The 19,200-nt window shown below is 61.1% G+C and carries 19 protein-coding genes; 11 read left to right on the top strand and 8 right to left on the bottom strand.

Annotated features, from left to right (window positions below):
* Positions 1-17: 17 nt before the first annotated feature.
* A complete protein-coding gene (locus tag KHP07_RS15820) occupies positions 18-362 on the bottom strand; it encodes a cupin domain-containing protein (RefSeq protein WP_010206533.1) in 345 nt (114 codons plus the stop codon).
* 375 nt (positions 363-737) lie between these two features.
* Here KHP07_RS15820 and kynB point away from each other — a divergent pair, with 375 nt between their 5' ends.
* Positions 738-1,388, top strand: coding sequence for an arylformamidase (gene kynB / locus KHP07_RS15815; RefSeq protein ID WP_078050182.1), 651 nt, complete (start codon positions 738-740; stop codon positions 1,386-1,388).
* A complete protein-coding gene (kynA, locus tag KHP07_RS15810) occupies positions 1,385-2,242 on the top strand; it encodes a tryptophan 2,3-dioxygenase (protein ID WP_078050181.1) in 858 nt (285 codons plus the stop codon). The genes kynB and kynA overlap by 4 nt, the downstream gene beginning before the upstream one ends.
* 160 nt (positions 2,243-2,402) lie before the next feature.
* Here the strand turns inward: kynA and KHP07_RS15805 are convergent, their stop codons facing one another.
* The 4 genes from KHP07_RS15805 to antA all read right to left on the bottom strand — a co-directional run bounded on the left by KHP07_RS15805 (position 2,403) and on the right by antA (position 6,994).
* Positions 2,403-3,806, bottom strand: a complete 1,404-nt coding sequence (locus tag KHP07_RS15805) for an amino acid permease (protein WP_214497470.1) — start codon at positions 3,804-3,806, stop codon at positions 2,403-2,405.
* Between the two features lie 72 nt (positions 3,807-3,878).
* Positions 3,879-4,886 (bottom strand): anthranilate 1,2-dioxygenase electron transfer component AntC, encoded by a 1,008-nt coding sequence (gene antC, locus KHP07_RS15800; RefSeq protein WP_214497469.1) that lies wholly within the window; start codon positions 4,884-4,886, stop codon positions 3,879-3,881.
* Between the two features lie 225 nt (positions 4,887-5,111).
* Positions 5,112-5,603: an anthranilate 1,2-dioxygenase small subunit gene (gene antB, locus KHP07_RS15795; protein ID WP_078050179.1), complete on the bottom strand. Its 492-nt coding sequence runs from the start codon at positions 5,601-5,603 to the stop codon at positions 5,112-5,114.
* Positions 5,603-6,994 carry an anthranilate 1,2-dioxygenase large subunit gene (gene antA, locus KHP07_RS15790; protein ID WP_214497468.1) on the bottom strand — a complete coding sequence of 464 codons (1,392 nt, stop codon included), beginning with the start codon at positions 6,992-6,994 and terminating at the stop codon, positions 5,603-5,605. The genes antB and antA overlap by 1 nt, the downstream gene beginning before the upstream one ends.
* A gap of 310 nt (positions 6,995-7,304) precedes the next feature.
* On the opposite strand from antA, the gene KHP07_RS15785 reads away from it, so the two are divergent.
* Positions 7,305-8,285, top strand: coding sequence for an AraC family transcriptional regulator (locus tag KHP07_RS15785; RefSeq protein WP_078050177.1), 981 nt, complete (start codon positions 7,305-7,307; stop codon positions 8,283-8,285).
* A 133-nt stretch (positions 8,286-8,418) separates the two neighbouring features.
* Here the strand turns inward: KHP07_RS15785 and KHP07_RS15780 are convergent, their stop codons facing one another.
* A complete protein-coding gene (locus KHP07_RS15780) occupies positions 8,419-9,294 on the bottom strand; it encodes a LysR family transcriptional regulator (RefSeq protein WP_078050176.1) in 876 nt (291 codons plus the stop codon).
* A 114-nt stretch (positions 9,295-9,408) separates the two neighbouring features.
* Between KHP07_RS15780 and KHP07_RS15775 the strand changes: the two genes are divergently transcribed.
* The 3 genes from KHP07_RS15775 to catA are packed head-to-tail and all read left to right on the top strand — an operon-like array spanning position 9,409 to position 11,810.
* Positions 9,409-10,536: a muconate cycloisomerase family protein gene (locus tag KHP07_RS15775; RefSeq protein WP_078050175.1), complete on the top strand. Its 1,128-nt coding sequence runs from the start codon at positions 9,409-9,411 to the stop codon at positions 10,534-10,536.
* A gap of 12 nt (positions 10,537-10,548) precedes the next feature.
* Positions 10,549-10,839, top strand: a complete 291-nt coding sequence (gene catC / locus KHP07_RS15770; RefSeq protein ID WP_078050174.1) for a muconolactone Delta-isomerase — start codon at positions 10,549-10,551, stop codon at positions 10,837-10,839.
* Between the two features lie 41 nt (positions 10,840-10,880).
* Positions 10,881-11,810 carry a catechol 1,2-dioxygenase gene (gene catA, locus KHP07_RS15765; RefSeq protein WP_100492153.1) on the top strand — a complete coding sequence of 310 codons (930 nt, stop codon included), beginning with the start codon at positions 10,881-10,883 and terminating at the stop codon, positions 11,808-11,810.
* Between the two features lie 103 nt (positions 11,811-11,913).
* On the opposite strand, the gene KHP07_RS15760 is transcribed toward catA, so the two are convergent.
* A complete protein-coding gene (locus tag KHP07_RS15760; RefSeq protein ID WP_016974903.1) occupies positions 11,914-12,387 on the bottom strand; it encodes an Lrp/AsnC family transcriptional regulator in 474 nt (157 codons plus the stop codon).
* A gap of 144 nt (positions 12,388-12,531) precedes the next feature.
* Between KHP07_RS15760 and kynU the strand changes: the two genes are divergently transcribed.
* Complete coding sequence (gene kynU, locus KHP07_RS15755) at positions 12,532-13,782, top strand: kynureninase (RefSeq protein ID WP_078050172.1); 1,251 nt, start codon at positions 12,532-12,534, stop codon at positions 13,780-13,782.
* Between the two features lie 137 nt (positions 13,783-13,919).
* Entirely contained in the window at positions 13,920-15,326 is a 1,407-nt protein-coding gene (locus KHP07_RS15750; protein WP_100492155.1) for an amino acid permease, read from the top strand.
* On the opposite strand, the gene KHP07_RS15745 is transcribed toward KHP07_RS15750, so the two are convergent.
* Entirely contained in the window at positions 15,272-16,162 is an 891-nt protein-coding gene (locus KHP07_RS15745) for a LysR family transcriptional regulator (RefSeq protein WP_078050170.1), read from the bottom strand. The genes KHP07_RS15750 and KHP07_RS15745 overlap by 55 nt on opposite strands.
* A gap of 183 nt (positions 16,163-16,345) precedes the next feature.
* On the opposite strand from KHP07_RS15745, the gene KHP07_RS15740 reads away from it, so the two are divergent.
* From KHP07_RS15740 to KHP07_RS15730, 3 genes are all read left to right on the top strand, one after another.
* Positions 16,346-17,110: a sulfite exporter TauE/SafE family protein gene (locus KHP07_RS15740; protein WP_214497467.1), complete on the top strand. Its 765-nt coding sequence runs from the start codon at positions 16,346-16,348 to the stop codon at positions 17,108-17,110.
* A gap of 60 nt (positions 17,111-17,170) precedes the next feature.
* Complete coding sequence (locus tag KHP07_RS15735; protein WP_214497466.1) at positions 17,171-18,067, top strand: LysR substrate-binding domain-containing protein; 897 nt, start codon at positions 17,171-17,173, stop codon at positions 18,065-18,067.
* A 103-nt stretch (positions 18,068-18,170) separates the two neighbouring features.
* Positions 18,171-19,064 (top strand): NAD-dependent epimerase/dehydratase family protein, encoded by an 894-nt coding sequence (locus KHP07_RS15730; RefSeq protein WP_078050167.1) that lies wholly within the window; start codon positions 18,171-18,173, stop codon positions 19,062-19,064.
* The last annotated feature ends 136 nt before the right edge of the window (positions 19,065-19,200 follow it).

Genomic DNA, 19,200 nt, shown 5'->3' with positions numbered 1-19,200 from the left:
TCCCGGGTTTTTGCGGCTCAAGCAAACACAAAATACTTACGCACTGTCTCGACCACTTCCCACGTCCCCTTCATCCCCGGTTCCACCACGAAGATATCCCCAGCTCGCAAGTGAATCGGCTCCAGGCCTTCCGGGGTGATGATGCAGTAGCCTTCCTGGAAGTGGCAGTATTCCCATTTCACGTAGTCCACGTACCACTTGCCCGGGGTGCAGATCCAGGTGCCCATGATCTTGCTGCCGTCTTCGCTGGTGTAGGCGTTGAGGTTGACGGTGTGCGGGTCGCCTTCGAGTTTTTCCCATTTGCACGCGTCCAGGACCGGCAGGGGGTGGGTGTCGCGCAGTACGGTGATGGGCTTGGACATGATGTCTCCAGGGCAGGGAATGGAAAGATCCACCCTAAGGCCTAGGGCGTTGCGTCAGTGGTCTGAACTCGACATCGGGATGCCCAGAAGCGCAGCGGTGTGATGATCCGGAAATTACCGCGAACCCTTGTGGGAGCCGGGCTTGCCCGCGATAGCGGAGTGTCAGGCTATGAAGATGCAAGCAGTGTCACCGTCATCGAGGGCAAGCCCGGCTCCCACAGGGCACGGTGGCGCATCCGGACGATATATTCGTGCGATTTATCGTCCTTTCTTCGCAGTAAGTGCGAAAGATTTCCCGTCTCACGCCAGAATTCGCAAGAAAATTCGCAGCCGGCCCTCGTATCATTCACCCCAGTAACCGCCGAGAGCCTTCAAATGAACCCAATAAAAACGTGGTGGGATATCAGCCCGCCCTTGAGTACGGCGACCCCGACCTGGCCTGGGGATACGCCGTTCCAGGAAGAGCGCGTGTGGCAATTTGGCCCGGAGTGTCCGGTGAATGTCGGGCGTATCACCTTGTCGCCTCACACTGGCGCCCATGTGGATGCACCGCTGCATTACAGCGCAGACGGCGCACCCATCGGCGAGGTGTCGCTGGACGTGTACATGGGCCCGTGTCGGGTGCTGCATTGCCTGGACAGCGGCGCGCTGGTGCAGCCGCATCAGTTGCAAGGCCGTGTGGATAACCTGCCCGAGCGTGTGTTGCTGCGCACTTATCCACAAGCGCCGCTGACTGAATGGGATTCGAATTTCACCGCCATCGCCCCGCAAACCATCGCGCTGCTGGCCAGCCTGGGCGTGCGTTTGATCGGGATCGATACGCCCTCGCTGGATCCGCAACAGTCCAAGACCATGGATGCCCACAACGCCGTGGCGCGCCACGGCATGGCGATTCTCGAAGGCATCGTGCTCGATGACGTACCGGAAGGCGACTATGAACTGATTGCTCTGCCGCTGCGTTTTGCCAACCTGGACGCGAGCCCGGTCCGCGCCATTCTCCGTCCGCTCAAGGAGCCCACGCGATGAGCCAATGTCCCTTCTCTGCCGATTACCAACCCCCGGAAGAATGGCATAACGCCGAGCTGAATTTTTCCGAGTCCATGAGCTATGGCGATTACCTGGACCTGGGCAAAGTCCTCAGCGCCCAGCACCCGCTGTCGCCGGACCACAACGAAATGCTGTTCATCATCCAGCATCAGACCTCCGAGTTGTGGATGAAACTGATGCTCCACGAACTCAAGGCCGCCCGTGAACACGTGCGCCTGGGCGAGCTGCCGCCAGCGTTCAAGATGCTGGCGCGGGTGTCGCGGATCTTCGATCAGCTGGTGCACGCCTGGGCCGTGCTGGCGACAATGACGCCGTCGGAATACAAAGCGATCCGCCCGTTCCTGGGGCAGTCGTCGGGGTTCCAGTCGTTCCAGTATCGCGAGATCGAATTTATCCTCGGCAATAAAAGCGCGGCGCTGTTGCGGCCTCACGCCCATCGGCCGGAGCTGTTGAACGAGCTGAAAGTGGCGATTGCCACGCCGTCGCTGTACGACGAAGCGATCAACCTGATGATCAAGGCCGGCCTGGCGATTGACCCGAAACGTGCCGAGCGCGACCCGACGGCGGCGACGGTTCACGATGAGTCCGTGGAGGCGGCATGGCGTGAGGTATACCGCGAGCCGAACCGCTACTGGGACCTGTATCAGTTGGCCGAGAAGTTTATCGACCTGGAAGACTCGTTCCGCCAATGGCGCTTCCGCCATGTGACGACGGTAGAGCGGATCATCGGCTTCCAGCCCGGTACGGGCGGCACGGAAGGCGTGGGGTATTTGCGCAAGATGCTCGACACGGTGTTGTTCCCAGAGCTCTGGCGAGTACGTTCCACGCTCTAAACAAAAAGCCCCGGATTACCGGGGCTTTTTCATTTTGGATGCATTCAAAACTGTGGCAGCTGGCTTGCCTGCGATGGCATCACCTGGGTCTCACTGTAAACCGAGTCGTCTGCATCGTGGGCAAGCCCGGCTCCCACACAAGCCCGGCCCCCCGCAGGAATCACTGTGCGTTCACTACCGCGTTGCTTTTGCGAACCCGCAACCGGTAGGCCACATAGATAACCCCCACCCACACCGGCATCGCATACACCGACTCGCGAATACCCGGGATCGCCAGCATTACGCTGATGATCATCAGCATGAACGCCAGGCACAGGTAGTTGCTGAACGGGAACCAGAAGGTCTTGAACGACGGCGTCACGCCTTGCTCGCCCATGGCCTTGCGGAACTTGATGTGGGTGATACTGATCAGCGCCCAGTTGATCATCAACGAGGCAACCACCAGCGCAAACAGCAACTCCAGGGCACTCTGCGGCGCCACGTAGTTGACCACCACGCACAGCATTGTCACCAAGGCCGAAATCGCCAGAGCGCGGATCGGCACGCCTTGCTTGTTCAGTTTCATCAGCGACTTGGGCGCATCGCCTTGCTCGGCCAGGCCGAACAGCATGCGGCTGTTGCAGTACACGCCGCTGTTGTACACCGACAACGCGGCGGTCAGCACCACGAAGTTGAGGATGTGCGCAGCCGTGTCGTTATCGATCAGCGAGAAGATCTGCACAAACGGGCTGCCGCTGTAGGCATCGCCCGACGCGCCGAGGGTTTGCAGCAGTTGGTCCCATGGGTACAGCGACAGCAGCACGGTGAGGGCGCCGACGTAGAAAATCAGGATCCGGTACACCACCTGGTTGATCGCTTTCGGGATGACCTTGCGCGGCTCGCTGGCTTCGGCGGCGGTAATGCCCACCAGCTCCAAGCCACCGAACGAGAACATGATGAACGCCATGGACATCAACAGCCCCATGCCGCCATTGGGGAAGAACCCGCCGTGGCTCCACAGGTTGCTGATCGAGGCTTGCGGGCCGCCGGTGCCGCTGAACAGCAGGTAGCAACCGAGCACGATCATGCCGACAATCGCCACCACCTTGATGATCGCGAACCAGAACTCGGCCTCGCCGAAGAACTTCACGTTCAGGGTGTTGATCAGGTTCACCGCGACAAAAAACACCAGTGCACTGACCCAGGTCGGGATCTCCGGCCACCAGAACTGGATGTACTTACCCACCGCCGTCAGTTCGGCCATGCCCACCAGCACGTACAGCACCCAGTAGTTCCAGCCCGCCAGGAAGCCTGCGTAGCCGCCCCAGTATTTGTGCGCGAAGTGGCTGAAGGAGCCGGCCACAGGCTCTTCGACGATCATCTCGCCGAGCTGGCGCATGATCAGGAACGCGATGAAACCCGCAATCGCGTAGCCCAGGATCATCGACGGGCCCGCCGACTTGAGCACCCCGGCCGAGCCGAGGAACAACCCCGTGCCAATCGCCCCTCCCAAGGCGATCAGCTGAATGTGCCGGTTCTTCAGGCCACGCTTGAGGCCTACCGGGTTAACCATGTCATCCGCCATTAACATTCCCTTCTACTTGTTTTTCTCAGGGTTGAGTGCACGCCGCATCAGCCCCTCAGAAGTGCTGAGGGGTCAGATATTACTCTGCGTAAACTTTTCGTAATACAGCTGAACGCCATCAAGTGCCTGATCCGCCAGCCATTGCTGGATGGATTCGACCATTGGAGGGGGGCCGCATAAGTACATATCCGCCGATCTGTCCCGCAATTCGGCCGGGTCGAAATGCTCGGTGAGGTAACCGCGCTTGCCGGGCCAATCCTGCGCGGGGGCGCTGAGGACTTCGGTGTAGCGAAAGCCCGGGATTTTTGCGGCATACGCCTGGATGCGCGCCGCTTCGCACAAGTCCTCGGCCCCGCGCACGCCGTAGTAGAGGTGCACGGGTTGGTCGCAGCCGTTGGCGGCCAGTTCATCGAGCATGCCCAGCAACGCCGATAAGCCGGTGCCGCCCGCCACCAACACCAAGGGCTTGGTCACGTGGCGCAGGTAGAAGGCGCCGAGTGGCGCTTCCATCACCAGTTCATCGCCCACCTGGCAACGCTCGCGCAGGTAGTTGCTCATCACCCCATCGGGCAACAGGCGCACCAAAAATTGCAGGTGATTACCCGGCAGGTTGGCGAAAGAATATGACCGCCAACTGTCCGTGCCAGGCACCGACAGGCGGGCATATTGGCCCGGCAGGAAGTCCAGCGCCTGATCCAACTGCACCTGCAGGATCGCGGTACTGGTCGACACGTGCTGCACCGCGCTCACCGTGCCACGCACCTGCACCGGGCCCGGCGCGTTGCACAGGCTCGAATCGAAGTCGAAATAGAACGTCGCGTCGGACTTCACTCGTGTCTGGCAACTGAGCATCTTGCGCTGTTGCAGGTCGAGGCTGGAGAGGGCTTCCTCATCCACATAGTCCTGGCTGTAGTCGCCGGACTCGCAACGGCCCTGGCAGGTGCCGCACACGCCTTCGCGGCAATCCAGGGGGATCTTGATGCCGTTGCGCAGCGCCGCATCCAGCAGGATTTCATTCGCGCCCACTGGGAAAAACAGGGTCTTGCCGTCGGCAAAACTGAAGGCCACTTTGTGATTCATGTGTTGTTCTCTGCCTATTTATGACGTACGCACGGCCTGTTGTGGTGAGCGTGCTTTTTGTGGTGAGCGGGCTTGCCCCGCGCTGGGCTGCGAAGCAGCCCCATGAAAGTCGCCGCATTTTTCCCGCCAAACCGCAGTGTTTGGACCAGGGGCCGCTGCGCGCCCCAGCGCGGGGCAAGCCCGCTCACCACAAAAAAGCACGCTCACCACCACAACAAGGGCGCTTTAGAGGTGATAGAAATCCAGCACCGAGTTGATGGTGTCGTTGAGCAGCAACGCGTGTTTGCGGGTGATCAACCAACTGTCGCCATGGGGCTTGAGGCTGTAGGTAGCCTGTCCGTAGAACTGCTCCGACGTAGCCAAGCGATAGAACAACGTGTGCCAGTTCAATTTCACCTCCAGCGTGCCATCCGGTTGCTCCGCAATGCGCACGTTATTGATCAGGTGCAAGGTGCGCGGCATCGGCGTGGCCGACGCCGCCTTGCCGGTGCGCAGGCGGAACACGCGGTCCTCCAGGCCCGAGCGGTTGGCGTAATAGATCAGCGACATCTCGCGCTTGGGATCGCGGGTGTAGACGTGCTCCGAGTCCCACTGCGGTAGGTGGAACTCACTCTGCGGGTCGAACAATTGCACATAGGCGTCCCAATCCTGGGCGTCGCACAGCTCGGATTTACGGTAGAAGAACTGCTCGATCTGGTACTGCAGTTGCGCATTCATCACTTCACCTCCCGCAGTGTCAGCGCTTGGTTGTCCAAGCCCTTGAGCAGGAATTGCTGCCAGTTGCGGTGCTGGTTCACGTAAAGGCCTTCATGGGTGAATTCGGTGCCGGTCATGGCCGGTTGGATGCCGATGGCTTCGCTGTTCGGCGTGGGCCCGGTTTCCCAGCGGTGGCTGCCGCGTGAGATATCGCTCCAGCGCTCAAGCCGGCCCTGGAAGCCGCGCTGGGCTTCGCGGAATTCCACCAGGTCATCCGGCGTGCCCATGCCCGATACGTTGAAGAAATCCTCAAACTGGCGAATGCGGTTTTCACGGTCGGCGTCGGACTCGTTCTTCACCCCCAGGCACTGGCTGATGATCTCGGTCTTGTTCCACGCCACCGGGCGGATGATGCGCAGTTGCGAGCTGATCTGGTCGAGAAAGAACAGGCTCGGGTAGATATTCAAATTGCGCAGGCGGTGCATCATCCACTCGGCCTTTTGCTGGCCGTGTTCTTCTACCAGGCGCGGCATGATGGTGGCGTAGCCGGAGCGCACGCTGGGGTTGGGCATGTCGCTGAACAACAGGCTGTGGCCGTTGTTGAAGGCGAACCAGCCGTCATCGGTGTTCGCATCGCCGGCACCGAGCTTGCTGTAGTCCAGGGTGCTGCCTGCGGCGGTGCCGTTCTCGGTGTTCACCTGTTGGCGATGCTGCACCGTGGCCACGTAGTTATAGTGCACGGTGCTGACGTGATAACCGTCCAGGCCGTTTTCGTTCTGTAGCTTCCAGTTGCCGTCGTAGGTGTAGGCAGACTTGCCCGGCAGCACTTCCAGCTCGCCGGTGGCAGACTGCGCAACCATCATGTCGAAGAACACTTTGGCGTCGCCGAGGAAGTCCTCCAGGCTGTCGGTGCCCTTCACGTCCAGGCTGATAAACACGAAGCCCTTGTAGCTCTCGATACGCGCCTTTTTCAGCCCGCGTGTGGCCTTGTCGAAACCCTCCGGGTATTCCCCCGGCGCCTTGACCTTAACCAGCCGGCCGTCGCTCTTGTAGCACCAGGCGTGGAACGGGCAGGTGAAGGTGGATTGGTTGCCCTTGCCGACACGGGTAAGCGTGGTGCCGCGATGTTGGCAAGCATTGATCAGTGCATTGAGCCGACCTTCGCCATCGCGGGTGATGATCATCGGCTGGCGCCCGGCGCGCATCGTCACGAAGTCGTGGTTATTGGCCAGTTCGCTTTCGTGGCAGGCGTAGATCCAGTTCTTTTCGAAGATCAGTTCCATCTCCAGATCAAACAGTTCCGGCTCGGTGAACATGTCGCGGGCGATACGGAACACCTCGTCCGCCGGGCGAAAATCCAGACAACCTTCGATAAATGTTTTCCACTGCTCGACGCTTCTTGCACCACTCATGGGAGGCACCTTTTGATAGGGCTAATCGGTGGTTTATTAGAGGCAGCGGGGCAGGGTGCGGGCTATCCGCTTAGTGGGGGAACCTGCGCCGGAAAATTGGGCAGCAAATACCCAACCCGGTGCGCAGCGGTGACGGGATGCGCTACTGTCTGGCGGGGCAAGCGGTGCAAAAGCCTGCGACTTATCCACATAGTCGACCGTTGCTATCCACCCAGTGGCCATCGCGCTGGCGTGGCGCATTACTTGCTTTCGAACCATAACGACGCGCCGCCAGAGCGCGCAAAAGCCTAACCGCCGTGGGTGCACCCTGATGAGCAGCCAAACGATTCAACGCTTCGACCTGGAAGGTGCCCGCAGCTGGATGTCCGGCATCTGCGGGCCCCATCGCCTGGCCACCGCCACGCCCGAACGCCTGCGCTTTCACCACAGCGCCAACGTATTCAAGTCCCGCGCCACCACCTTGGGTGTGATCGAGTACGGCACCGATGTAACCATCGACATCGAAGACGCCGAGCACTTCAGCAGTTACAGCCTGAGCCTGCCGCTGGTGGGCGAGCAGGAGTTGAGCAAGAACGGTGAGCGCTTGAGTTCCAACCGCGACCAGGGCGTGATCATCTCGCCCAATGAGCATCAGGTGCTGGCGATCTCTGGCGACTGCCGCAAGTTGCAGGTGGTGATCACGCGTGCGGCCATGAGTGAGTCACTGGAAGGTTTGCTGCAACGGCCCATCGAAGCGCCGCTGCGCTTTGAATCGGTGATGGACGCGGTAGACGGCGCGTCGGCCTCGTGGTGGCGCATGGCGCGCTACTTCATCGCCGAGCTGGAGCACGGCAGCGAGTTGTATGGCCAGGCCGCCTTTACCTGCGACCTGGAAAGCTCGCTGATCAAGGGCCTTATCCTGGCCCAGCCGAATAACTATTCCGAAGAACTGCGCGATGTCCTCGGTGTGAAGCTTCCGCACTACCTGATCCGTGCGCGCCAGTACATCCACGACAACGCCCGCGAAGCCGTGCACCTGGAAGACCTGGAAGCCGCTGCGGGGGTGTCGCGGTTCAAGCTGTTCGATGCCTTTCGCAAATACTTCGCGCTGTCGCCCATGGCCTATCTGAGGAAGTACCGGCTGGGCGTCGTGCGCCAGGAAATCCTTGAACACGGCTCTACCCGTACCATCTCTGAGATCGCCCTGGGCTGGGGCTTTACCCACCTGGGGCGGTTCTCGGCGGAGTATCGAAAATTGTTCGACGAGTCCCCTAGCCAAACCCTGCAGCGCAAGCGCCTGCGCAGCCTTTGAATACAATGAAGATCCAAATGTGGGAGCTGGCTTGCCTGCGATAGTGATGTGTCAGTCAGCTGATGTGCCAGCTGACCCACCGCTATCGCAGGCAAGCCAGCTCCCACAGGGGTTTTGTAGTGTTTGGGATAAATCAGATGAGCTCTTCCACCAGTTGCAGGCAATGATTCAGCCCCGGCGACTGGTCATTCACCCGTCGGCTCAGAATGATTGGCGAAGTCGCCGTGGCTTCCACAATCGGCGTGTAGCCGATGTCTGCACGGTGCAGCACCTGCACCGACGCAGGCACCAACGTTACGCCCATCCCCGCGCCCACCAGCCCGATGGCAGTTTGCAATTCGTTGGTCCACTGCGCCACCTTGAGGTTGAGGCCGTGGGCATCGAACAGCGCGATCACATGGTCGGCGTAGCTGGGGCGTGGGTTGCCGGGGTAGAGCACAAAAGGCTCGGCGGCCAGTTGGGCGAGGGTGGCAGGCGCGTCCAGCAGCGGGTGGCCGGCGGGCAGCACGGCGACCAACCGATCTTCCACCAGCACGCGCTGGACAATGGCCGGGTCGTCGATGCGAATCCGCCCGAATCCCACATCGATGCGCCCAGCCTTGAGCGCTTCGACCTGCTGCAAGGTGGTCATCTCCGACAACCCCAACTCCAGCTCCAGCGCCTCATGGGTGCGCAGCCGGCGAATCAGTTCCGGCAGCACGCCGTAGAGGGTCGAAGGTGCAAAGCCGATGCCCAGCCAAGTCTTCTCGCCCTGGCCGATGCGTCGCGTGTTGTCGCAGACCTTGTTCAGTTGTTCCAGCAGCACGTTGGCGTGTTCATAAAAAAACCGCCCGGCCTCGGTCAGCCGCAGCGGTCGGCCACGCTCAAGCAAAATGACGCCCAGTTCATCCTCCAATTGCTGGATCTGCCGGCTCAACGGCGGCTGGGCGATGTGCAGGCGTTCGGCAGCGCGGGTGAAGTTGAGGGTCTCCCCCAGCACCTGGAAATAGCGCAGGTGACGCAGTTCCATGACGACTCCTTTCATACCTTGAGGGTATTGTTCGAGACCCATTCTATATTGGAACCCTTGAAAGATACGGCACAGAATCGGCTCAAACCTATAAAGAACCCAACGGGTATAGCCATGCCGATTTGCGCCATCGAGTCGATCGAAACGATCATCGTCGACCTCCCGACCATCCGCCCGCACAAGCTGGCGATGCACACGATGCAAAACCAGACCTTGGTGGTCATCCGCCTGCGCTGCGCCGACGGCATCGAAGGCATTGGCGAGGCCACCACCATTGGCGGCCTGAGCTACGGCAACGAAAGCCCCGACAGTATCAAGGTCAACATCGACCGCCACTTCGCGCCGCTGCTGATCGGCCAAGACGCGAGCAATATCAACGCGGCCATGTTGCGCCTGGAGCGCAGCATTCGCGGCAACACCTTTGCCAAGTCCGGGATCGAAAGCGCCTTGCTCGATGCCCTGGGCAAACGCCTGAACCTGCCGGTCAGCGAACTGCTCGGTGGCCGCGTGCGCGATGCCTTGCCGGTGGCCTGGACCCTGGCCAGCGGCAACACCGAAAAGGACATTGCCGAGGCCGAGAAGATGCTCGACCTGCGCCGCCACCGCATCTTCAAATTGAAGATCGGCGCCGGTGAGGTCAGCCAGGACCTGGCCCATGTGATCGCGATCAAAAAGGCCTTGGGCGACCGTGCCAGTGTGCGCGTCGACGTCAACCAGGCCTGGGACGAGGCGGTGGCATTGCGGGCGTGCCAGGTGCTCGGCGACAACGGCATCGACCTGATCGAGCAGCCTATCTCACGCAACAACCGGGGCGGCATGACGCGGCTCAACCTGTCGAGCCCGGCGCCGATCATGGCGGATGAATCCATCGAGTGCGTCGAAGATGCATTCAACCTGGCGCGCGAAGGCGCGGCGTCGGTGTTCGCCCTCAAGATCGCCAAGAATGGCGGCCCCCGTGCGGTGCTGCGTACAGCGGCGATTGCCGAGGCCGCGGGGATCGGCCTGTATGGCGGCACCATGCTCGAAGGTGGCATCGGTACCCTGGCGTCGGCGCATGCCTTTCTCACGCTGAACACGCTGGCGTGGGACACCGAACTGTTCGGCCCGTTGTTGCTCACCGAAGACATCCTCATCGAGCCGCTGGTGTACCGCGATTTCCATTTGCATGTCTCCACCGCACCGGGCCTGGGCCTGGCCATCGATGAAGAGCGCCTGGCGTTCTTCCGTCGTGACAAACACTAAGAGGCGCCTGCCATGTTGTTCCACGTAAAAATGACCGTGAACCTGCCACTCGACATGAACCCCGAACGCGCTGCCAGCCTCAAGGCCGACGAAAAAGCGCTGGCGCAGCGGCTGCAGGAGGAGGGCACGTGGCGCCACCTGTGGCGCATTGCCGGGCACTACGCCAACTACAGCGTGTTCGACGTCGACAGCGTGCAAGCACTGCACGACCTGCTGATGCAACTGCCGCTTTTCCCCTACATGGCCATCGAAGTGAACGCCCTGTGCCGGCACCCTTCGTCGATCCATGAGGACGACCGTTAAGCCTGTCATGCACCCAATAATTACAAGATGAGGAATGCCCCATGTCCATCCGACTGTCCCAGACTGCCCACGCCCAACAGTTTCTTGAAGAAGCCAGCGGCAACCTCAACGACGCGGGCAACCCGCGTACCAAGGCGCTGATCTACCGGATTCTGCGCGACACCGTGAACATCATCGAAGACCTGGAGGTGACCCCGGAAGAGTTCTGGAAGGCGGTCAACTACCTCAACGAGTTGGGCAAGAATCAGGAAGCCGGCCTGCTCGCGGCAGGGCTGGGCCTGGAGCATTACCTTGACTTGTTGATGGACGCCGCTGATGAAGAGGCCGGTAAATCCGGTGGCACCCCGCGCACTATCGAAGGCCCGTTGTATGTGGCCGGTGCGCCGTTGAGCCACTACGAGGCGCGGCTGGACGATGGCACGGACGACGCGGTGCCGCTGTTCATGCGTGGGCAGGTGCGCGGTACCGATGGCAAGCCGCTGGCGGGGGCGATTGTGGATGTATGGCAGGCCAATACCGGCGGTACGTATTCGTGGTTCGATCCGACACAATCCGAATTCAACCTGCGCCGACGTATCGAGACTGATGCCCAGGGCAACTACCGATTCCGCAGTATCGTGCCATCCGGCTACGGCTGCCCGCCGAGCGGGCCGACCCAGCAACTGCTGGATCAACTGGGGCGCCACGGGCAGCGGCCGGCGCACATTCACTTCTTCATTTCCGCGCCGGGGCACCGGCACCTGACCACCCAGATCAACCTGTCGGACGACCCGTACCTGCATGACGACTTTGCCTATGCGACGCGGGATGAGTTGATCGCCGAGATTCGCTTCAGTGACGACCCGCAGCTGGCGCGCGAGTTTGGCGTGGAAGGGCGGTTGGCGCAGATTGATTTTGACTTTGAGTTGCAGACTGCCGATGCGCCGGTGGAGCAAAAGCGCATGCAACGAGTCCGCGCCCTTGAAGACTAAACGCTGTTAAAAATGTGGGAGCTGGCTTGCCTGCGATGACGGCAGTGAATGCACCATTGCTATCGCAGGCAAGCCAGCTCCCACAGGGGCGGTGGTGTTGAGGCTATTTGCGGATGACCAGGTCAAGCACCTCATCGCGATCCTTGATCTTCTGCAACACAATCTCCGAGCGTATATCCATCACCCCCGCCGTGCGGTTCAGGTGGTTCACGATAAAGTCCGAGAAGTGCTTGAGGTTGCGCGCCTGCACCCTCAGCACATAGTTGCTGGCGCCGGTGATCACATAGGCGCTGGCCACTTCCGGCCAGCCCTGCACCTTCTTGATAAACGTCTCGTGCCAATCCTCCACGTCCTGGCGCAACGATAGGTGCACGATCGCCTCCAGCTCGATCCCCAACTGCTCGGCATTCAGCACGGCGCGGTAGCCACTGATGATCCCTTCACTCTCCAGCAGGCGCAGACGGCGCAGGCACGCGGACGGTGACAGCGCGACTTTTTCTGCCAGTTCCTGGTTGCTGATGCGGCCATCCTGTTGCAGGAAATGCAGGAGGCGCAGGTCGGTGGCGTCAAGAATCATGGTTAGAATAAATCCGCGTGTTTGGAGGTTAAATTCGAATTTCCTACAGCTTAATTAGCCTGTTACCTCCCACTTTGCACGAAAATTCTCTTAAGCTTCGTTCATTATTTGGTTCATTCCTACCTATAAAAACCAGGACAATCCATGAACACTCGAAGCCATTGCCAAGCCCTCGACGCACAGGACCCGCTGGCACCCTTGCGCACCCAGTTCGCCTTGCCGCAGGGCGTGATCTACCTCGACGGCAACTCCCTCGGTGCGCGCCCGGTGGCGGCGTTGGCGCGGGCGCAGGCGGTGATTGCCGATGAGTGGGGTAATGGCTTGATTCGCAGCTGGAACAGCGCCGGTTGGGCGGATTTGTCCCAGCGCCTGGGCAACCGCCTGGCCCCGCTGATCGGCGCGCGCGACGGCGAAGTGGTGATCACCGATACCACCTCCATCAACCTGTTCAAGGTGCTCAGCGCCGCGTTGACTGTGCAGCGCCAACGCCAGCCTGGGCGCAAGGTGATCGTCAGCGAGGCGAGCAACTTCCCTACCGACTTGTACATCGCCGAGGGCCTGGCCGAACTGCTGCAGCAAGGCTATTCCCTGCGCCTGGTGAACAGCCCGGACGAACTGCCCCAAGCCATCGACCAGGACGTGGCGGTGGTGATGCTCACCCACGTCAACTACAAGACCGGCTACATGTACGACATGCAGGCGCTCACCGCCCTGAGCCATGAGTGCGGCGCGCTGAGCATCTGGGACCTGGCGCATTCGGCCGGCGCGGTGCCCATCGACCTGCATCAGGCCGGTGCCGACTATGCGATCGGCTGTACCTACAAGTACCTCAACGGCGGCCCGGGTTCCCAGGCGTTTGTGTGGGTCAACCCGGCGTTGGTGGACGTGGTGCGCCAGCCGCTGTCGGGCTGGTTCGGGCACACCCGGCAGTTCGCCATGGAATCGAACTACGCGCCGAGCGCCGGTATCGCCCGCTACCTGTGCGGTACGCAGCCGATCACTTCATTGGCGATGGTGGAATGCGGCCTGGAGATTTTCGGCCAGACCGACATGGCCAGCCTGCGCAGCAAATCCCTGGCGTTGACCGACCTGTTTATTGCGCTGGTGGAAGCCCGTTGCGCGGCCCATGAGTTGGTGTTGATCACCCCGCGTGAGCATGCCAAGCGCGGCAGCCATGTGAGCTTCGAGCACCCCGAAGGCTACGCGGTGATCCAGGCCTTGATCGCCCGTGGCGTGATCGGTGACTACCGCGAACCGCGCATCATGCGCTTTGGGTTTACCCCGCTGTACACCAGCTTTACCGAAGTGTGGGACGCGGTGGAAATCCTCGGCGAGATCCTCGACAACCACACCTGGGACCAGCCGCAATTCAAAGTTCGCAACAGTGTCACCTGAGACTACGTCGATCAGAATGGGGGAGCTGGCTTGCCTGCGATGACGGTGGTGAATGCACCATCGCCATCGCAGGCAAGCCAGCTCCCACAGGGTTCAGCGTCAGCAACAACAATCACAATAATAAAGGGGCACACCACGTGACCACGCCAGACAACGGCTTTGCCGAGATCACCCACCGCGAACTGGGCCTGCGGCGCCAGCTCACTTCCGGCCAGATGAGCATGATCGCCATCGGCGGCGCCATTGGCACCGGGCTGTTCATGGGCAGCGCCTACGCCATCGGTTATGCCGGGCCGAGTGTGCTGGTGAGCTACGCCATTGGCGCGTTGATCACGCTGCTGTTGATGGGTTGCCTGGCGGAGATGACGGTGGCGCATTCCACCTCGGGCTCCTTCGGCGCCTACGCCGAGTTCTACATCAGCCCACTGGCCGGCTTCCTGGTGCGCTACGCCTACTGGGCGGCAATCGTGCTGGCGGTGGGCGCCGAGGTCACGGCGGTGGCGATGTACATGAAGTACTGGTTCGCCAACGTGCCGGAATGGGTGTGGATCGTGTCGTTTTCCAGCGTGCTGATCCTGCTCAACGCCATCAGCGTGAAGACCTTCGGCAACTTCGAATACTGGTTTTCGACGATCAAGATCAGCGCCATTGTCGGCTTCATCATCCTCGCCGTGTACGTGGTGTTCGGCTCCGGCAACCCGGAATACGGGGTGCAGAACTACACCGCCCACGACGGCTTTTTCCCCCATGGCCTGAGCGGCATGTGGATCGCGGTCATCGTGTCGATCTTCAGCTACCTGAGCGTGGAGATGATTGCCGTGGCCGCTGGTGAAGCGGCTGACCCAGAGCAAGCTGTGAAGAAAGCCTTCCGCGCCACCATCGTGCGCCTGGTGGTGTTCTACTTGCTGACCCTGGCGCTGATGCTGGCCATCGTGCCGTGGAACCAGGCCGGGCAAACCCAGAGCCCGTTCGTGACGGTGATGCAGACCATCGGCATTCCGGGGGCCACCGGGGTGATGAACTTCGTGATCCTGATCGCGGCGCTGTCGGCGATGAACAGCCAGCTGTACATCACCACCCGCATGATGTTCAGCCTGTCCCGCGCCGGCTTCGCGCCCAAGGCCATGGGGGCTCTGAGCAAGAGCGGCATCCCGCTGAACGCGCTGCTGCTGTCCAGCTCGGGCATTGCCCTGGCAACGCTGTTGAACGTGGTGTACCCGGAAAGCTCGTTCACCCTGATGATGGCGATCTCGATGTTTGGCGCGATCTTTACCTGGTTCATGATCTTCCTCACGCACCTGTTCTTCCGCCGCTACCGCAAGCGCCATGGCGGGCCGAAGCTGTCGTTCCAACTGCGGCTGTTTCCCTACAGCACGCTGCTGGGCTTGGTGCTGATGGGCGCGGTGATGATCACCACGTATTTCACCGAGGCGTTCAAGATGACCTTGGTGTTTGGTGTGCCGTTCCTGCTGATTCTGTCGGCGGTGTATTACGGGTTCTTCCGCAAGGGCAGGGCCAAGGCATCGAACAAGGCCCTGGCGTAACCGGGCAATTGCTCGAACGAGCGGGCGCAGAGCAGCAGCATTCGGCGGGCCCACTCTTCTTGCAGGGGGTGGGCCTTGAAGCTGCGTTCCAAAGGCCAGCGCTCCAGCGCGGCTTGGGGCACGATGCCCAGGCCAGCGCCGCGGGCGACCATGCGAATCACCCCATCAAAGCCTTCGGCCCGGATGCGTGTTTGCAGGCGGAAACCGGCGTGCAATGCCTGTTCTTCGAGATACACCGTCAATGCGCTGTGGGGGGCGAGGCCGACAAAGTCGTATTGCAGGCTATCGACAAAACTCCCTTCGGTGAACGGATGATCCTGCGGTGAGATCAGCACCAGCGGGTCATCGCGAAACGCCAGGGTCTGCAGGCCGTGGGTGTCTACCGCGTCGGAAATGATCCCAAGATCTGCCGTGCCCTGGCGCAAGGCCTGGGTGATGCGCAGGCTGGGCAGTTCCTGCAGGTCGATATCGAGATTGGGGTGCTCGCACAGAAAGTCCGCCAGCAGTTCCGGCAGGTATTCACTCAGGGCGGTGGTATTGCACAGCAGGCGCACCTGGCCTTTGACGCCATTGGCGTATTCCGCCAGGTCCTGTTGCAGGTGCTCGGCTTGTTGCAGCAAAAGCCGGGCGTGACGGGCGAGGGCCTTGCCGGCGGGGGTGGGCGTGACGCCACGGCGGCCGCGCTCCAGGAACTCGATGCCCAGCGAAGCTTCCATCGCCCGGATACGCGCACTCGCCGCGGCCAGGGACAAATGGCTACGACCGGCGCCAGCGGTGATGTTGCCGGTGTCGAGGACGTGCAGGTAGAGGCGCAGGTCGATCAGGTCAAAGTGCATGGCTGGGTTTCTCGGGTGACTGGACTGACGCTTTCGCGAGCAAGCCCGCTCCCACACGTGGAATGCATTTCAACTGTGGGAGCGGGCTTGCTTGCGAAGAGGTCATCAGCCTCATGCAAAACAAGAGGCTGCCTCAGTATATGGCGAATTTCAGCACCCATCGAAAAACCGCACAATCACCCCATGAATACCTTCCTCGCATTTTACCAAGACATCGGCCCCGCCCTGACGCTGCTGGTGATCGGCACCTTCCTACTGGCCGGTACAGTCAAAGGCATGATCGGCCTGGGTTTGCCGACGGTCGCCATGGGCATGCTCGGCCTGGCTATGCTACCAGCGCAGGCAGCGGCGTTATTGATCATTCCATCGACCGTCACCAACCTGTGGCAATTGGCATTCGGCGGCCACTTGAGCGCGTTGATCAAGCGCCTGTGGCCCATGCTGCTGCTGATCTTCCTAGGCACCGGGCTTGGTTCTCTATGGCTTGGGATGGACGGTGGTGGCTGGGTAGTTCATGCATTGGGCGGTGCATTGATGGTCTATGCCCTGAGCGGCTTGTTCCTGCCCTCGTTAAAGGTGAAGCCTGAAACCGAACGCTGGCTGGGCCCACTGTGCGGGGTGATCACCGGCATTATCACCTCGGCGACCGGTGTGTTCGTGATCCCTGCCGTGCCCTATCTGCAAGCCCTGGGCTTGAGCCGCGACCAGTTGGTGCAGGCGCTGGGGCTGTCGTTCGCTGTATCGACCCTGGCACTGGCGGCCGGGCTGGCCTGGCGCGGCACCCTCGGTGGCGGTGAACTCAATGCTTCGCTACTGGCATTGGTGCCGGCGCTGCTGGGCATGTGGTTGGGGCAAGCGCTGCGTCAGCGCATCAGTGCGCTGTTGTTCAAGCGCGTATTTTTCCTCGGCATGGCGCTATTGGGCGCTCATCTTCTGATCAGCGGTTAAGGGCGCGGCCGTTCAATCTCTCGGTGTAAGCTGCTGCGAACCGATATGAGAGGACAACGTGTGAAAGCCCGATCCGATGAGCTACAGATCTTTGTCAGCGTGATTGAGTGCGGTTCGATTTCCGCTGCCGCAGAGCAGGTCGGGCAGACGCCCTCGGCGGTCAGTCGCACCTTGTCGCGCCTGGAAGCCAAGCTCGACACCACGCTGATCAACCGCACCACGCGGCGCATGGACCTGACCGAAGAGGGCAAGTACTTTTTCGAGCAAGCCAAGGTGATCCTGGCGCAGATGGATGAGCTTGAAGAGCACCTGTCGTCACGCCAGAAAAAACCGGCGGGGCGCCTGCGCATCAACGCGGCTGTGCCGTTCATGCTGCATGGGATCGTGCCGTACATTGCCGAGTTTCGCAGCCTCTACCCGGACATCCAGCTGGAGCTGAACAGCGATGACTTGATCATCGACCTGCTGGAACAGAGCACCGACATCGCCATTCGCATCGGCGCCCTGGCCGACTCCACCCTGCACGCGCGCGCGCTCGGTTGTACGCCGCTGCATATCCTCGCCAGCCCCGGGTACCTCAAGCAGCACGGCACGCCGACCACAGTGGCCGAGCTGGCGGACCACACCCTGCTGGGGTTCACCCAGACCGAAACCCTCAACCACTGGCCATTGCGCCATGTGGAGGGCGACCGCTGGCTGATCCAGCCCAGCGTGGCGGCGTCCAGTGGCGAAACCGTGCGCCAGTTGGCGCTGGAGGGTCAGGGCATCTGCTGCCTGTCGAACTTCATGACCATCGACGATATCGACGCCGGTCGCCTGGTGCCCGTGCTGGAGGCGTTCAACAGTGGTTATCGCCAGCCGATCCATGCGGTGTTCTATCGCAACTCGCAGTTGGCGTTGCGTATCCAGTGCTTCCTGGACTTTATCCAGGCCAAGCTGGCGCGGTATGCCTGCTGATTCGTGACTTTGGCGCAAGAGTCAATTGGGCAACAGGGGCTTATTCGTCAGGAGTGAGCCCTTGATACTGGGCTCATCACTTACCCAGTCAGGAGCACTCTCCATGAACGTATTCGTAACCGGCGCCGCAGGTTTTATCGGCGGTTCCATCGCCACTGGCCTGGTCAAGGCTGGCCACACCGTGACCGGCCTGGTGCGCAGCGCCGAGCAAGCGGCTGAAATGACTGCGCTGGGCATCGTCCCAGTGATCGGCACCCTGGATGACACCGCTGTATTGACCGAACAGGCGCACAAGGCCGATGCGGTGATCAACGCCGCGAGCAGCGACCATCGCGCTGCCGTGGAAACCTTGTTGGCAGCCTTGAAGGGCTCGAACAAGCCGTTCCTGCATACCAGCGGTTCGAGCATTGTCGGTGATGCGTCGGGTGGCAAGGCCAGCGATGTCATCTATTTTGAAGACAGCTTGCCGGAGCCGACGGTCGACAAGGCCGCCCGCGTGGCCATCGACAACCTGATCCTGGCGGCGGCCAAAGAAGGCGTGAACTCGGCAGTGATCTGCAACACCCTGATCTACGGTCACAGCCTGGGTGTGAAGCGCGACAGCGTGCAATTGCCGCGTCTGCTCAAACAAGCACGCAAAAGCGGCGTAGTGCGCCATGTGGGCACCGGGCAGAACATCTGGTCCAACGTGCACATTGAAGACGTGGTGGCGCTGTACCTGCTGGCACTGACCAAAAACGTTCCGGGCACCTTCTACTTCGTGGAGAGCGGCGAAGCGTCGTTTATCGACATGACCACCGCGATTGCCCAAGCGCTGGGCCTGGGTAAACCGCAGGATTGGCCATTGGCCGACGCCGAGGCCGAGTGGGGTTATGAAATGGCCAACTACGGCCTGGGCTCCAACAGCCGAGTGCGCGGCAAGCATGCCCGTGAACAGCTGGGCTGGGCGCCGAAGCGTACGTCGGTGGTGGAGTGGATTCGTCACGAGATGGTGTGATGTTCGCTTGATACCGGGGCGCTTCTTTCGCGAGCAAGTCGAATCGTCGCACCGCCGCTCCCACACTGACTGCATTCCAAAGCTGGAACTCGGTCAAATGTGGGAGCGGGCTTGCTCGCGAAGGGGACGATACGGT

Origin of the sequence: Pseudomonas sp. VS40, assembly GCF_018587885.1 — a bacterium.
GTDB lineage: Bacteria > Pseudomonadota > Gammaproteobacteria > Pseudomonadales > Pseudomonadaceae > Aquipseudomonas > Aquipseudomonas pergaminensis.
This window is presented reverse-complemented; position numbering and strand designations above follow the sequence as displayed.

Coding starts and splice junctions, on each gene's coding strand:
- KHP07_RS15820 (WP_010206533.1), bottom strand. CDS start 362: ATGTCCAAGCCCATCACCGTACTGCGCGACACCCACCCCCTGCCGGTC.
- antA (WP_214497468.1), bottom strand. CDS start 6,994: ATGAGTGGTGCAAGAAGCGTCGAGCAGTGGAAAACATTTATCGAAGGT.
- KHP07_RS15740 (WP_214497467.1), top strand. CDS start 16,346: ATGAATACCTTCCTCGCATTTTACCAAGACATCGGCCCCGCCCTGACG.
- kynU (WP_078050172.1), top strand. CDS start 12,532: ATGAACACTCGAAGCCATTGCCAAGCCCTCGACGCACAGGACCCGCTG.
- catA (WP_100492153.1), top strand. CDS start 10,881: ATGTCCATCCGACTGTCCCAGACTGCCCACGCCCAACAGTTTCTTGAA.
- KHP07_RS15745 (WP_078050170.1), bottom strand. CDS start 16,162: ATGCACTTTGACCTGATCGACCTGCGCCTCTACCTGCACGTCCTCGAC.
- catC (WP_078050174.1), top strand. CDS start 10,549: ATGTTGTTCCACGTAAAAATGACCGTGAACCTGCCACTCGACATGAAC.
- KHP07_RS15730 (WP_078050167.1), top strand. CDS start 18,171: ATGAACGTATTCGTAACCGGCGCCGCAGGTTTTATCGGCGGTTCCATC.
- KHP07_RS15760 (WP_016974903.1), bottom strand. CDS start 12,387: ATGATTCTTGACGCCACCGACCTGCGCCTCCTGCATTTCCTGCAACAG.
- antC (WP_214497469.1), bottom strand. CDS start 4,886: ATGAATCACAAAGTGGCCTTCAGTTTTGCCGACGGCAAGACCCTGTTT.
- antB (WP_078050179.1), bottom strand. CDS start 5,603: ATGAATGCGCAACTGCAGTACCAGATCGAGCAGTTCTTCTACCGTAAA.
- kynB (WP_078050182.1), top strand. CDS start 738: ATGAACCCAATAAAAACGTGGTGGGATATCAGCCCGCCCTTGAGTACG.
- KHP07_RS15780 (WP_078050176.1), bottom strand. CDS start 9,294: ATGGAACTGCGTCACCTGCGCTATTTCCAGGTGCTGGGGGAGACCCTC.
- kynA (WP_078050181.1), top strand. CDS start 1,385: ATGAGCCAATGTCCCTTCTCTGCCGATTACCAACCCCCGGAAGAATGG.
- KHP07_RS15785 (WP_078050177.1), top strand. CDS start 7,305: ATGAGCAGCCAAACGATTCAACGCTTCGACCTGGAAGGTGCCCGCAGC.
- KHP07_RS15805 (WP_214497470.1), bottom strand. CDS start 3,806: ATGGCGGATGACATGGTTAACCCGGTAGGCCTCAAGCGTGGCCTGAAG.
- KHP07_RS15775 (WP_078050175.1), top strand. CDS start 9,409: ATGCCGATTTGCGCCATCGAGTCGATCGAAACGATCATCGTCGACCTC.